The 14751-nt window shown below is 40.6% G+C and carries 8 protein-coding genes and 1 pseudogene; 7 read left to right on the forward strand and 2 right to left on the reverse strand.

What is annotated here, in order from left to right; all coding sequences use genetic code 11:
* Positions 1-116: 116 nt before the first annotated feature.
* From J5A74_08350 to typA, 4 genes are all read left to right on the forward strand, one after another.
* Positions 117-767 carry a YigZ family protein gene (locus J5A74_08350; GenBank protein QUI95388.1) on the forward strand — a complete coding sequence of 217 codons (651 nt, stop codon included), beginning with the start codon at positions 117-119 and terminating at the stop codon, positions 765-767.
* Between the two features lie 81 nt (positions 768-848).
* Positions 849-3443 (forward strand): bifunctional acetaldehyde-CoA/alcohol dehydrogenase, encoded by a 2595-nt coding sequence (adhE, locus tag J5A74_08355; GenBank protein ID QUI95389.1) that lies wholly within the window; start codon positions 849-851, stop codon positions 3441-3443.
* Positions 3444-3463: 20 nt separating this feature from the next.
* The gene (locus tag J5A74_08360; protein QUI95390.1) at positions 3464-4213 is read left to right on the forward strand and encodes a phosphotransferase; all 750 of its coding nucleotides are present in this window, start codon (positions 3464-3466) and stop codon (positions 4211-4213) included.
* A 154-nt stretch (positions 4214-4367) separates the two neighbouring features.
* A complete protein-coding gene (typA, locus tag J5A74_08365) occupies positions 4368-6206 on the forward strand; it encodes a translational GTPase TypA (protein QUI95391.1) in 1839 nt (612 codons plus the stop codon).
* A 73-nt stretch (positions 6207-6279) separates the two neighbouring features.
* Here the strand turns inward: typA and aroA are convergent, their stop codons facing one another.
* Complete coding sequence (gene aroA / locus J5A74_08370) at positions 6280-7551, reverse strand: 3-phosphoshikimate 1-carboxyvinyltransferase (protein ID QUI95392.1); 1272 nt, start codon at positions 7549-7551, stop codon at positions 6280-6282.
* A gap of 2 nt (positions 7552-7553) precedes the next feature.
* Positions 7554-8654 (reverse strand): prephenate dehydrogenase, encoded by a 1101-nt coding sequence (locus J5A74_08375; protein QUI95393.1) that lies wholly within the window; start codon positions 8652-8654, stop codon positions 7554-7556.
* Positions 8655-8860: 206 nt separating this feature from the next.
* Between J5A74_08375 and J5A74_08380 the strand changes: the two are divergent.
* The 3 genes and pseudogenes from J5A74_08380 to J5A74_08390 all read left to right on the forward strand — a co-directional run bounded on the left by J5A74_08380 (position 8861) and on the right by J5A74_08390 (position 14719).
* Positions 8861-10972 (forward strand): annotated as a pseudogene (locus tag J5A74_08380) (elongation factor G).
* A 291-nt stretch (positions 10973-11263) separates the two neighbouring features.
* Entirely contained in the window at positions 11264-12778 is a 1515-nt protein-coding gene (locus tag J5A74_08385) for a hypothetical protein (protein QUI95394.1), read from the forward strand.
* A 336-nt stretch (positions 12779-13114) separates the two neighbouring features.
* On the forward strand, positions 13115-14719 hold the full coding sequence (locus J5A74_08390; GenBank protein ID QUI95395.1) for a hypothetical protein: 1605 nt from the start codon (positions 13115-13117) through the stop codon (positions 14717-14719).
* The last annotated feature ends 32 nt before the right edge of the window (positions 14720-14751 follow it).

The following is a 14751-nucleotide window of genomic DNA, read 5'->3' on the forward strand; positions in this document are numbered from 1 at the left end:
TTTTTACCTCCAAACTAGTATGACAGTACACTGTCTGCTAAAAACAACTTTATTATATCAAATTGAAAAAAAAGTGCTACTATTAGATTATACAGAAAAAGAGATAAGGGGAAGAGATGGAACAATATCAAATCTGTTATATTGGCGGTGAGGGAGAAATTGTAGAGAAAAAATCACGCTTTATTGCACATATTGCACCAATTGATGAGGAACAAGACGCAATGGAATTCATTGAAAAAATTCGAAAACAATATTGGGATGCGAGGCATAATTGTTATGCTTATATCACAAAAGATGGAAAAGTTTTGCGTTTTTCTGACGATGGAGAGCCATCACAGACGGCAGGAAAGCCAATGCTTGATGTATTGACGGGGAGAAATATTCAAGGAATTTGTGTTGTTGTGACGAGATATTTTGGAGGAGTACTGCTTGGAACGGGAGGGCTGGTTCGTGCCTATCAGGCTGCGGTTTTGGCTGGGTTAGAGAAGGCAACGATATGTACAGTATATGATGGCATTTTGGCCAAGTGGACGATAGAATATGACTCCTATGGGAAGTTTAACTATTTGATTGAGACTTTTCAAGTTGTGCGTCCAAGTATTAATTATGGAGAAAAGATTGATATTTTAACGGTAATGGAAACATCGACATTTATTTCTTTTGCAAAGAAAATTTTGGAAGAGAGTGCAGGAAAGATTGAGCCTCGTGAAAAAGAGAGTATTTATTTTATTGTTGTAAATAATGAGATTAAGATGATAAAAAAATAACAAAAACTGTTGACATTCCCATTGAGGCGTGTTAGAATATAAGCGTTAAAAAAATAACGCTACGAGAGGAAGGAAAGCACAATGAGTAAGGATATCATCGATAGTGTGGAAAAATTGCAAGAGAGGTTAAAGAAGATGCGCGCTGCGCAGAAAGAATTTGCAACATTTTCACAAGAAAAGGTAGACGCAATTTTTTATGCGGCTGCAATGGCTGCCGATAAGGCAAGAATCCCATTGGCAAAGTTGGCTGTTGAAGAGACAGGAATGGGTGTCATGGAGGATAAGGTTATTAAAAACCATTTCGCTTCAGAGTATATCTACAACGCATACAAAGACACAAAGACAGTAGGTGTTGTCGAAGAGGACAAGGCAGCAGGTTTGAAGAAGATTGCTGAGCCAATCGGTATTGTCGCAGCGGTTATCCCTACGACGAACCCAACATCTACAGCAATCTTTAAGACATTGGTTTGCTTAAAGACAAGAAATGCAATTATTATCAGCCCACACCCAAGAGCAAAGGCTTGTACAATTGCAGCAGCAAAGGTTGTTTTAGATGCAGCAGTTAAGGCTGGAGCACCAGAGGGAATTATTTCTTGGATCGATGTGCCAAGCCTTGAGTTGACCAATGAGGTTATGCGCGATGCAGATATTATCTTGGCTACAGGTGGTCCTGGAATGGTTCATGCAGCATATTCATCAGGAAAGCCAGCTCTTGGTGTTGGTGCAGGTAATACCCCAGTAATTATTGATGATACAGCAGATGTTGTATTGGCCGTAAACTCCATTATTCATTCAAAGACATTTGATAACGGTATGATTTGTGCTTCTGAGCAGTCAGTGACTGTACTTGACAAGGTATATGATCAGGCAAAGAAGGAATTTCTTGCAAGAGGATGTTACTTCTTAAAGAAGGACGAGCTTGATAAGGTGAGAAAGACGATCTTAATCAATGGTGCCCTCAATGCAAAGATTGTAGGTCAGAGTGCACACACCATTGCAAAACTTGCTGGAGTCAATGTTCCAGAAGCAACAAAAATCTTAATTGGTGAGGTGACTTCTGTAGATATCAGTGAGGAGTTTGCACACGAGAAGCTTTCCCCTGTACTGGCAATGTATAGAGCAAAGGATTTTGATGAGGCTCTTCAAAAGGCAGCAAAGTTAGTAGCAGATGGTGGTTATGGTCATACATCTTCTCTCTATGTTTCTACAACAGAGACAGAAAAGATGCATAAGCATGCTGAGGCAATGAAGACTTGTCGTATCTTAATCAATACGCCAGCATCACAAGGTGGTATTGGTGATCTTTATAACTTTAAGCTCACTCCATCACTTACACTTGGCTGTGGTTCATGGGGCGGAAACTCCGTATCTGAGAATGTGGGTGTAAAGCATCTTTTAAACATCAAGACAGTAGCAGAGAGGAGAGAGAATATGCTTTGGTTTAGAGTTCCAGAGAAGGTATACTTTAAGAAGGGTTGCATGGAGACTGCTCTTGATGAGCTTGGCACAGTAATGCACAAGAAGAAAGCATTTATTGTTACAGATTCCTTCCTCTACAAGAATGGCAATACAAAGCCAATCACAGATAAGTTAGACAAGATGGGCATTGTATATACTTGCTTCTATGAGATTGCACCAGACCCAACATTGCAGAGTGCAAGAAAAGGTGTTGAGGCCATGAGAGCATTTGAGCCAGATGTCATCATCGCTCTTGGTGGTGGTTCTGCAATGGATGCAGGAAAGATTATGTGGGTAATGTATGAGCATCCAGAGGCAAACTTTGAAGATATGGCTATGGACTTTATGGATATTCGCAAGAGAATCTATACATTCCCAACAATGGGTCAGAAGGCTTACTTTGTTGCTATCCCAACATCTTCAGGAACTGGTTCAGAGGTTACACCATTTGCCATCATTACAGATGCAGAGACAGGTGTAAAGTGGCCAATTACAGATTATCAATTGATGCCAAATATGGCAATTGTTGATGCTGACAACATGATGACTCAGCCAAAGGGATTGACTGCTGCATCAGGTATTGATGTACTCACTCATGCTTTGGAGGCCTATGTATCGATGATGGCATCAAGCTATACCGATGGTATTGCACTCAAGGCAATGAAGCTTGTGTTTGAGTATTTGCCATCTGCATATGAAAACGGTGCGAATGATCCAATTGCAAGAGAGAGAATGTCTGAGGCATCTTGCCTTGCAGGTATGGCCTTTGCCAATGCATTCCTTGGTGTGAACCACTCTATGGCTCATAAATTAGGTGCTTTCCACCACATTCCACATGGACTTGCCAATGCAGTAATCTTGACAAGAGTTATGCGCTACAATGCAGATCCAGTGCCAACAAAGATGGGAACATTCCCACAGTATACATATCCACATACAAAGGAGCGCTATGTTGAGTGTGCGAAGTATTGTGGTGTGACAGGAAAGAATGATGACGAAATCTTTGAGAATTTCTTGAAGAAGATCGAGGAATTAAAGGATATTATTGGTGTAAAGAAGACAATTAAGGAGTACAATGTAGATGAGAAGTACTTCTTAGATACATTGGATGATATGTGCGAGCAGGCATTTAACGATCAGTGTACTGCTGCCAACCCAAGATATCCACTTGTTCGTGAGATCAAGGAACTGTACTTAGATGCATATTACGGAAGATAATAGAAAGTAGGAAGAAAACTATGGACTTTGAAGAGATCATTGTAAGTAGAAAGAATAAGACGGTTTATCGAAATGGCAACACCGTAGTTAAGGTATTTGAAAAAGGTCACAATAAAGGAAATATCTTTGCTGAGGCAGTCAACACAGCCCGCATGGAAGAGTGCGGAGTTCCAGCTGCAAAGGTAATTTCTGTAGGCGAGCTTGGCGACAGACATGCCATCACTTTGGAGAGGATTGAGGGACAGACGCTTGAGGAGTTGATGCAGGCACATCCAGAGAAGATGGATGAGTATTTGAATACTTTTGTAGATTTGCAATTGTCTATTCATCAGAAGAATTGCCTACTTTTGACCGATTTGAAGGCAAAGTACAGAAGAATGATTGAGGGCATGACTGACATTGGAGACAACACCAAGTATGAGATTTTGACAAGACTTGATGGTATGAAGAGCCATAACAAGATTTGTCATGGAGATTTCAACCCAAGCAATGTGATTATCACAAAGGACAACAAGGCGTATGTGGTTGACTGGTCACACACGACAAAGGGAAATGCTTCTGCAGATGCAGCGATGACTTATTTGATCTTTGCACTTAAGGATCAGGCCTTGGCTGATAAGTATCTTGGTTTGTTCTCTGAAAAGAGTGGAATTGAGAAGAAGAATGTACAGATTTGGTTATCCATCGTAGCTGCTGCACAATTGTCAAAGGGCGTAGAGGAAGAGGCAGAGTTTTTGAAGAAGTGGATGGATGTATTTGATTTCCAGTAATACAGTATTAAGCGATAAATAAATTTTAGGGCACAGCCGAGCAATTCGGTTGTGCCTTTTTGTGAAGAAAAGGTTGAATTTAGGATATTTCGGTGCTATACTGCTATACTGTTAAGTCGCACACTAGAATATATCATAGGAAGTAGAGTTAATTATGTTGACAAAGAGAGAAGATATTAGAAATATTGCCATTATTGCCCATGTTGATCACGGCAAGACAACCCTTGTCGATCAGTTGTTGCGCCAAAGTGGTGTATTTCGAGAGAATCAAGAAGTTGTAGAGCGAGTGATGGATTCCAATGACATTGAAAGAGAAAGAGGAATCACCATTCTTTCAAAAAATACAGCAGTAAGTTATGGTGGGGTAAAGATCAATATTATTGATACCCCAGGACATGCGGATTTTGGTGGAGAAGTAGAGCGTGTTTTAAAGATGGTCAATGGTGTTGTTTTGGTTGTAGATGCCTATGAGGGAGCAATGCCACAGACAAAGTTTGTATTGAGAAAGGCCTTAGAGCTTGATCTTGATGTTGTTTGCTGTATCAATAAATGTGATCGCCCAGAGGCAAGACCAGATGAAGTTGTGGATGAGATTTTGGAGCTCTTGATGGATTTAGATGCCAATGAGCGTCAGCTCGATTGTCCATTTATTTTTGCCAGTGCAAGATCGGGCTGGGGAAGATATGATTTGGCGGATACCAATGAGGATATGATCCCATTGTTTGAAACGATTATTCGCCATATCCCAGCACCACAGGGAGATCCAGATGCAGCACCACAGGTGTTAATTTCGACCATTGACTTTAATGAGTATGTGGGAAGAATTGGTGTTGGAAAGGTGGATAATGGTGTTATTCGAGTAAATCAAGACCTCGCATTGGTGAACCACCACGAGCCAGATAAGTTAAAGAGAGTAAAAATTGGTCGACTGTATGAATATGAAGGCTTAAATCGCATTGAGGTGCAGGAAGCTGGCATCGGTGCCATAGTGGCAATTTCTGGTATTCCTGATATTCATATTGGAGATACTTTGACTTCACCAGAAAACCCAGAGTCTATTCCATTTCAAAAGATTTCTGAGCCAACGATTTCGATGAACTTTATGGTCAATGATTCTCCTCTTGCTGGTCAGGAAGGAAAGTTTATTACTTCAAGACATTTAAGAGATAGACTTTTTAAGGAATTAAATACGGATGTATCTCTTCGTGTGGAGGAGACAGAGTCTGCGGATTGCTTTAAGGTATCTGGTCGAGGAGAGCTACATCTTTCTGTGTTAATTGAGAATATGCGCAGAGAGGGATTTGAGTTTGCAGTAAGTAAGGCTGAGGTTATCTATCACTATGATGAGAATGGCAAGAAGCTTGAGCCAATGGAAAATGCCTATATTGATGTTCCTGATGAGTTTTCAGGTGCAGTTATTCAAAAGTTGACAGGAAGAAAGGGCGAGTTAAGAGGGATGAGCCCAATGCACAATGGGCATACAAGATTGGAATTTAATATTCCTTCCAGAGGTTTGATTGGATATCGTGGCGAATTTATGACGGATACGAAGGGAAATGGCATTCTCAATACAGAATTTGATGATTACGGTCCATATAAAGGAGATATGTTCTATAGAAAGACAGGTTCCTTGATTGCCTTTGAAAGTGGAGAGTCCATTACTTATGGTCTTTTCAATGCACAGGAGAGGGGAACACTCTTTATTGGTGCAGGTGAGAAGGTGTATGCGGGTATGGTTATTGGTAAGAATGGAAAGGCTGAAGATGTAGAGATCAATGTATGTAAGACGAAGAAGTTGACCAATACAAGATCTTCAAGTGCAGATGAGGCTCTTCGCTTGACCACACCAAAGATTATGAGTCTTGAAGAATCTCTTGAGTTTATTGATACAGATGAGCTTTTAGAGGTGACACCAACCAGTCTTCGCATTCGCAAGAAGATTCTTGATCCGACACTTCGAAAGAGAGCAGCCATTAAGAGTAAGACAATCTAAATAAAAGGAAACAAAAGATGAGTACAAGAAATGAAAAATCATTTTTGCACTCATCTTTTTTGTTACATTCTCTCTATGAGGAGAGAGAATGTAGGTGTTCATAAAAGTTTGGATAGGAAATCTTTACGCAATCTTTGTCAATGATTGGCAAATCCTGGCCAATGGCTCTTGAGAGTATGCTAAAAGTCATGGCAATGCGGTGATCTTTATGAGAATCAATTTGTGCAGAGTGAAGAGGATGTTTTCCATGAATAATCATACCGTCTTCCGTTTCCTCAATTTGGGCACCCATTTTAGAAAGTTCTTCAACCATCACTTTGATGCGATTGGATTCCTTTACCTTCAGTTCTTCAGCATCCTTAATTATAGTTTCACCTTCAGCAAAACAAGCTAAAGCTGCAAGGGCTGGAATTTCATCAATCATTGCAGGAATGATATCACCACCAAAAGTTGCTCCATGTAAATTTTGAGATTTTATGTGAAGGTCAGCAATTGCTTCTGTGTCTTCATTTTTTATGGATAGAATCTCAATCTTTCCGCCCATCATTTCAATGGCACGAAGGAGCCCATCTCTTGTTGGATTGATGCCGACATTGTGAAGAATAATGTCAGAATTTGGAATCATTAGTGCCGCAACAATAAAGTAAGCTGCTGAGGAAATATCTCCAGGGACCTCAATATTGCTTGCGAATAGTTCATCTGTGTGGTGGACACTTGCTGTGGTGTCGTGGCAAGAAACATCGGCTCCAAATGCTTTGAGCATAATTTCTGTGTGGTTTCTTGAAACAGAGGGCTCGATAACAGAGGTTTCTCCCTCAGCGTAGAGACCAGCGAGAAGAATGGCCGATTTTACCTGTGCACTGGCTACGGGTGAGTGATAAGTAATACCATGCAATGGGCGACCTGTAATTTGAAGTGGTGCACAGCCATTGTCACGGAGACTGGCAATGCTTGCCCCCATTTGAGTAAGTGGAAGTATAATGCGCTTCATTGGACGCTTTTGAATGGATTCATCTCCAGTGAGGGTAGAAGTAAAGTTTTGACCTGCCAAGATTCCGCTGATGAGTCTTGTCGTTGTTCCACTATTTCCACAATCAAGAATGGACTTTGGCTTTTTTAATCCTCGCATACCTTGACCTGTGACGGTGACCATACTTTCTTCTTGGTAGATTTCAATGCCCATTTGTCGAAAACAATGGATGGTGGAAAGACAATCTGCACCTGGCAAAAAGCCTTTGATATGGGATGTTCCCTTGGCAAGAGAAGCAAACATAACACTGCGATGGGAGATCGACTTATCTCCTGGAATCGTCAACTCTCCATGTAAAGGATTGGTATTATACATAATTAACCTCTTTCAATGATATTGTAGTGATAAGATTTTAGTAGTTTTGCCGCCATATGGCAGTCTTCCACGCCATAGAAGGCAATGCGAAGTGCACCCTCGCCAAGTTCACGATTGTGATTAATGCCAATGTTTTTAATGCTGATGGAATTAGCAGCAAGGATGGCAGAAATAATAGAAATGGATCCTGGTCGGTCAGCCACTTGAACAGAAAAACTGTACTGAGCACTGATGAGTCCTCGGACATTATCGCTGATAGAGTTTCGATAGCTGCGGGATTCTTCAAAGAGCTGATAGACTGTGGATGGGATATTATTTTTAATACCATCTCGGATTTTTTTTAGGGAGTCCAAATAAATGTCAAGGACTTTGAGAATGGCCTCGCGATTGGTCTCACAAATTTGTTCCCACATAATCGGAGAGGAAGAAGCAATTCGTGTGATATCTTTGAATCCCCCCGCAGCAAGTTGTTTCATTACTCCATTGGAATTATCCGTTTCCTTGACTAGATTGACCAGTGCAGCAGCAACTAAGTGGGGAAGATGGCTGATTGTTGCGACGGTTTTGTCATGTTCAGCACAATCCATAACAAAGGGAATGGCCCCCATCAGTTTGGTGAGTGCAGTGAGGGTATCTAAGTCTTTTTCCCTTGTCTTTTTTGTTGGCGTCAGAATATAGTAGGCATTTTCAAGAAGGAGTTCGTCGGAATTTTCATAGCCTGTCTTTTCTGAACCAGCCATAGGATGTCCACCAATAAAGTTTTTTTCTAGTCCAAGGAGCTTGACACTCTCATGGATGGATGATTTTGTACTGCCGACATCTGTGATTATGCATTTGGAATGGATAATCGGTTTTAATTTTTCGAGGTACTGAGCATTATATTCCACAGGAGTACATAAAAAGATAAGATCACAGTGGGAGAACGATGTATCAATGTCATCGAGAATGACATCGACAATGCCATCCTCCTTGGCCATTTCTAATTTAATATGACTTCTCATATAGGCATAGATGGTACAGTCGGGCAATTTATTTTTTAGTGCTTTGGCAATGGAGCCTCCAATTAGACCAAAGCCGATGAAGCCAAAAGTATATTTCTTCACAGTTGTAAGCTCCTTTTTTATTTTATCAGACCATTATAACATAGAATCTGCGAAATGTGAAATATGGAGCAGCTTGACAATTTCCACGACAAAATGTAATTTGAGCACAATAATCGTCAAAAAAATTGTATAAAATAAATAAATATATTGAAAAAAAGGGGAAAATTTAGTAAAATATAGTCATCACTTTTAGAGGAGGATTTACTATGAATGTTTATGGAACGCAGCAATTGAGAAACGTTGTGATTTTGGGACATGGTGGTGCTGGAAAGTCAACCGTTGCTGAGGCAATGGCATATGTAACCGGAGCAATTTCCAAGATGGGCAAAATTTCCGATGGAAATACTATCAGTGATTATGATAAAGAAGAAATAAAGAGAGGATTTTCAATTGCAACTTCAATTATTCCTGTCGAATATGAGGGCGAAAGTGGAATGGTCAAGGTCAACTTACTTGACACGCCAGGATATTTTGACTTTGTGGGTGAAGTGGAAGAAGCGGTGAGTGCAGCCGATGCAGCCGTTATTGTCATTAATTGTAAGGCTGGAATTGAAGTGGGAACAGAGCGAGCTTGGGAGATTTGTGAAAAATATAAATTGCCAAGAATTTTATTTGTCACCAATATGGATGATGATAAGGCCAGTTATCGAGAGCTATTGATTAAGCTCAACACCAAGTTTGGAAGAAAAATTGCACCATTTCATTTGCCAATTCGTGAAAACGGCAAATTTGTCGGATTTGTCAATGTCGTAAAGATGGAGGGAAGAAGATTTACCAACCTCTCTGACTATGAAAGTTGTGATATTCCTGACTATGTAGAAAATCATTTAAAAATCGCTAGGGAGTCTTTGATGGAAGCTGTGGCCGAGACAAGCGAAGACTATATGGAGAGATATTTGTCAGGGGATAACTTTAGTGATGAGGAGATTTCTACTGCCCTTAGAGAGAATGTTTCTGATTGCTCAATTTTTCCAGTTATGATGGGATCGGGCGTGAATTGTCAAGGATTTAAGGCATTACTTATGGCCATTGACAAGTATTTCCCATCGCCAGACCACGATGTTTGTGATGGTGTGGATGTCAACACAGGAGAGAGAATTGAGACAAAATATAATGCAGATGCACAGCTTTCGATGCGTGTATTTAAGACGATTGCGGATCCATTTATTGGAAAATATTCTCTAGTAAAGGTTTGCACAGGAACACTTCGCCCTGACAGTACCATCTACAATGTGGCCAAAGAGACAGAGGAAAAGAGCGGAAAAATCTATGTTCTTCGAGGCAAGGAGGCCATTGAAGTTAAGGAGTTAAGGGCTGGGGACATTGGTGCCATGGCAAAGCTTACAGTGACAGAGACAGGGGATACTCTGGCTCTTCGTGTAGCCCCAATTCTCTATCATAGACCAAAGATTTCTGTGCCATATACCTAGCCATATACCTACATGAGATATAAGGCGGTCAATAAAGGAGATGAGGATAAGTTAGCATCAGGTCTGGCCAAATTGATGGAAGAGGATAAGACATTAAGGGCTGTTGTCGATGCAGAAAATCGACAATCTCTTTTGTATGGCATTGGAGATCAGCAATTGGAGATTGTGGCCAGCAAGTTAAAGTCAAGGTATAAAGTGGAGATCGCCCTTTCTAAGCCTAAATTTGCCTTTAGAGAGACCATTCGCAATAAGGTTGAGGCAGCAGGAAGATATAAAAAACAGTCAGGAGGACATGGCCAATTTGGTGATGTTAAGATGAGCTTTGAGCCATCACATAATTTGGATCAACCATATGTATTTGAGGAGACTGTATTTGGTGGAGCAGTGCCAAAGAACTATTTCCCTGCAGTAGAAAAGGGAATTGCAGAAAGTTGTCTGAGTGGACCATTGGCTGGATATCCAGTGGTGGGCATCAAGGCGACCTTGCTCGATGGTTCCTATCACCCAGTTGATTCTTCAGAATTGGCGTTTAAGATGGCAGCAAGTATTGCCTTTAAGGATGGTTTTTTGAGGGCAAACCCAATGTTATTGGAGCCTGTGGCAGAGCTCAGTGTAGTTGTGCCAGATAAGTTTACGGGTGATGTCATGGGAGATTTAAATAGGAGAAGGGCGAGAGTGCTTGGAATGGAATCTGTGGCCAATAAAAAGCAAAATATTCGTGCAGATATTCCAATGTCTGAATTGTTTGGCTACAGCACAAGTCTTCGCTCAATTACGGGAGGTCTTGGCGAATTTTCGTATGAATTTGCACGCTATGAACAGGCACCAGGAGATGTACAAAAGAGAGAGATTCAAGCAAGAGCTTCAAAGTTAGAAAAAGAGGAATAGACCATAGAAAAAAGATGTGTTATTCTTAATGTGTCAGCGGCCGACCTTTTAGGTGATGACTTGTAACTGCCAGAGATCCTATCAGGATCTCACAGTAGCGTTAGGCCATTTGTAGTTGATGACAAAACAATAAGTTATACCCAATCCGGTGTAAGAGCACGATACTCTACCATAGTTTTTGAAAGGAGGAGGCGGCTCAACCCCATGGATCTTTTTAGGATCAGGAGTGGGTAAAGTCGCTGAGACATGATGGGAAACAAATTGAAAATGGCACTCTCATCAATTTTTGTGATGGGAGTGCTTGTAGGTTCATTCTTATTGGGAAGACCTACACTGATTTATGCCGATATTTCAAGCAATGTTCAAAGACATTCAAAAGAAGAAATTCAGGCATATTTAAGTGCACATCCATACAATATCGATATGGAAGATGCATACGACATTGCTCCTGATGGCACTAGAGATGTTGCTGGAAAGCTGAGCGAGAGCACAGTACAAAATGCACTAAATGAAGTCAATTATTATCGCTATATAGCAGGCGTAAAGGAAGCAAAAGTATTGCCAGAGTATACGGATTTGGCACAAAAGGCATCGACGTTAATGATGGCGACAGATACACTTTCTCATGGAAATTATAATCAACCTAATGGGATGAGTGAGACTTTTTTTCAAGAGGCAAAGGCGGCAACAGCAAAATCCAATATTGCGGTGGGGGCACCCCATTCGATTGCAAAGGCAGTGAAATTGTGGGTTGATGATGACAATGTCAATTCACTGGGGCATCGAAGATGGGCATTGCACCCAAATATGACAGAAATTGGATTAGGAAGTGCGGGAAAGAGCACAAAAGGCGCTGTTTACAGTGCAATGTATTTTAATTACGGGGAAGGAACTACACTTCCTTGGATGGCAACACCCAATTCAAAGTATTTGACATTGCAAATGGACAATAATTTCGTGATTTGGCCAGCACAGAATATGCCAGTGAATTTGGCACCAAAAGTTTGGTCTGTACAACTGAATCGAAATGTATTTCGACATGGCAATGTTACGATCACAATGAAAAATGTATCGACGGGACAGACACAGATTCTTCCGACATCTATGGTGACTTATGATGAAGCATCCTCCTATGGAGATGCCATTGTTTTTCGCCCAAATGTATCAATGAAGGAAGGAGATACTTATGAGGTCAGCATTAAGGGATTGCTCGATGCGAATACCTTGATGGAAAGTGAGAAACTAGTTTATACAGTTCATTTCTTTGATATGACAAGCACCGCAACACAAAATACTTCAAATACCCAGCTAAAGAAGTCAACAATGAATCATATCAAATATCCAACTTCGACTCATGCCTTGGCAACAACAAAGGTGATTTCTGGGCTCAATATGAAGCCAGAAAAATCTTTTGTTTGGCAATTTACGAATGGTCGTTGGACACATGATGCTGAAAATGGGCAAATTTTAAAGGACACCTGGTCGTATTTATATAATTCTTTCTCTGGAACCAAGGGATGGTTTCGCTTTGGAAAGGATGGAACGATGCTAACAGGTTGGATATTCGATCAAGATGAAAATTGGTATTATTTAAACCCAGTATCCGATAATAATCTTGGTGTTATGCTCATTGGTTGGCAATGGATTCGCTCGGGCAATATAGAAAAGTGTTACTATTTCAACCCAGTTTCTGATGGCACAAAGGGAAGGCTATTGACCAATACAAATATTGATGGATACAGCGTCAATGAGAATGGAGAATGGGTTGTCGATGGTATTGTGCAGATAAGAGAGGTAGCTGAATAATCTCAAAAAATTGAGAATTATTCTTGACGGTGCAATTTGCTACTGCTATGATTATTAGCGGTGTAGCAAAGAAAAATATTGAAGAAAAACAGAATGGTCTTGTAAAGTATTCTTTCAGACGACAAGTCTTTCAGTAAGTTGCGTTGTTGCCTGACGGCCATTGCCAATCTGTGAAAGTCCATACTTTGTCAGTGGATAGTTCTGGTGATTTCTTCAAAAATATTTTGAGTTCGTTGCTTAAATGTTCTTTGATTGTTTCACAGAACTATTTACAATAAAGACGATTCCCCAAGAATCAATATTTTGCTGCATTAGTTTTATTTCAAGGGGGTAATCGTGGATAAATACATTAGAGAAGCAATTCATTGCTTAATACTTACAGTCGTTTTGATTGTGGGTATGAGTGTATCAAGTTTGGGTGCCGTTGCCGAAGTAGCAAACTCAAATCCTGTTGCAAGTCACAGTCAACAGGAAATCAAAAGTTATTATATGGAACATACATTTGATCTTGAAAGGGAGGATGTATGGGAAGTGGCTCCAGATGCAGGGGCTGGAATCGAAGGGGTGCTTTCTGAAGAATCACAAAAAAATATGCTAAATGCATTAAATTTTGCTCGCTATGTTGCGGGTTTAAATGAAGTGAGTTTGGCAAAGGATTATACAAAGAAGGCACAGGCAGGAGCAGAATTGCTTTCTGCCACAGGGACACTTTCGCATTACCCGGCAAGACCGGACAATATGAGTGCAGCATTTTACTATCAAGCGATTCAAGGTTTAAAGAGATCCAACATTGCAGCAGGCTATAAAGTCGGTGCAGATGCCGTGATGAGTGGTTGGATGAAGGATGGCAATACAAGTAAGATGACAAAACTTGGAAATCGAAGGTGGATTTTGGATCCTGATATGAAGTACACAGGTTTTGGAAGAGCTAAGGGATATACTTTGATGTATAGTTTTGATGGCTATAATCAAAACCAAAGTTATGATGCAGACTATATTGCATGGCCTGCAGTCAATATGCCAAGTAAATATTTTTCGGGGAAATGGTCGATACAACTAAATCCAGCTAAGTATGGCGATTCAGAAGATATCACCGTGGAAGTGAAGGATATGAATGGCGAAAATGTTACCATTTTGGATAAATCAGAAAAAAAGAAATTGCAATATGACTATCAGAGCGAGGGAAGTTATGGTAGAAGCAATGCAATTATCTTTGATCCGTCTGTTTCTACAGAGGCTGGAAGCAGCTATCAAGTGAGCGTGCGTGGGCTAAAGGATCCAAGTGGCAAGGCCGTAAAAGATCTTGTCTATGAGGTACATTTTTTTGATATTGATCAAACACAGGTGGCTGAAAGTAAGCAAGAGTCACCAAAAAGTCAATCAAAGAAAGAAACCGCAGCGGTAATGAAAAAGGACGAAACCGTTGGAAAAGATGGCAATGCACAGGATGAACGGGTGACTGATGAAGGAAGATGGGAACAAGTCGATGGAAAGTGGAGATTTATTTCCTCCACAGGGGAAGTGCTAAGGAATAAATGGGCTAGGCTCTATAACCCTTACGCTTTGGAGAAAAAGGATAAGTATGGCTGGTATCGGTTTGACCAATATGGAGACATGATGGTTGGCTGGTATAAAGATACGGATGGAACTTGGTATTATCTAAATAAGAATACCGATGGGACGCTTGGCAGTATGGCTACTGGCTGGCATAAGGAAGCAAATGGCAACCTCTATTATTTCAATTCCACCAATGAAATGATTTTGGGAAGCATGGCAACTGGCTGGCAGTGGATCGAAGATAATGGAGTGAAAAAATGTTATTATTTCTATCCAAAATCTGATGGCTTCCAGGGATTTTTGATGAAAAGTACCCAAGCAAACAGTTGTACAGTCAATGAAAATGGAGAATGGACAGTTGATGGAGTTGTGCAGACAATGTGATGCGCCTTATTGACATACCTACTAATTTCATG

Source organism: Lachnospiraceae bacterium oral taxon 096 (genome assembly GCA_018141845.1).
Taxonomy (GTDB): domain Bacteria; phylum Bacillota; class Clostridia; order Lachnospirales; family Lachnospiraceae; genus F0428.

Excerpts from the sequence above, each read along its gene's own strand:
- J5A74_08385 (QUI95394.1), top strand. The coding sequence starts at position 11,264 with ATGGGAGTGCTTGTAGGTTCATTCTTATTGGGAAGACCTACACTGATT.
- adhE (QUI95389.1), top strand. The coding sequence starts at position 849 with ATGAGTAAGGATATCATCGATAGTGTGGAAAAATTGCAAGAGAGGTTA.
- aroA (QUI95392.1), bottom strand. The coding sequence starts at position 7,551 with ATGTATAATACCAATCCTTTACATGGAGAGTTGACGATTCCAGGAGAT.
- J5A74_08350 (QUI95388.1), top strand. The coding sequence starts at position 117 with ATGGAACAATATCAAATCTGTTATATTGGCGGTGAGGGAGAAATTGTA.
- J5A74_08360 (QUI95390.1), top strand. The coding sequence starts at position 3,464 with ATGGACTTTGAAGAGATCATTGTAAGTAGAAAGAATAAGACGGTTTAT.
- typA (QUI95391.1), top strand. The coding sequence starts at position 4,368 with ATGTTGACAAAGAGAGAAGATATTAGAAATATTGCCATTATTGCCCAT.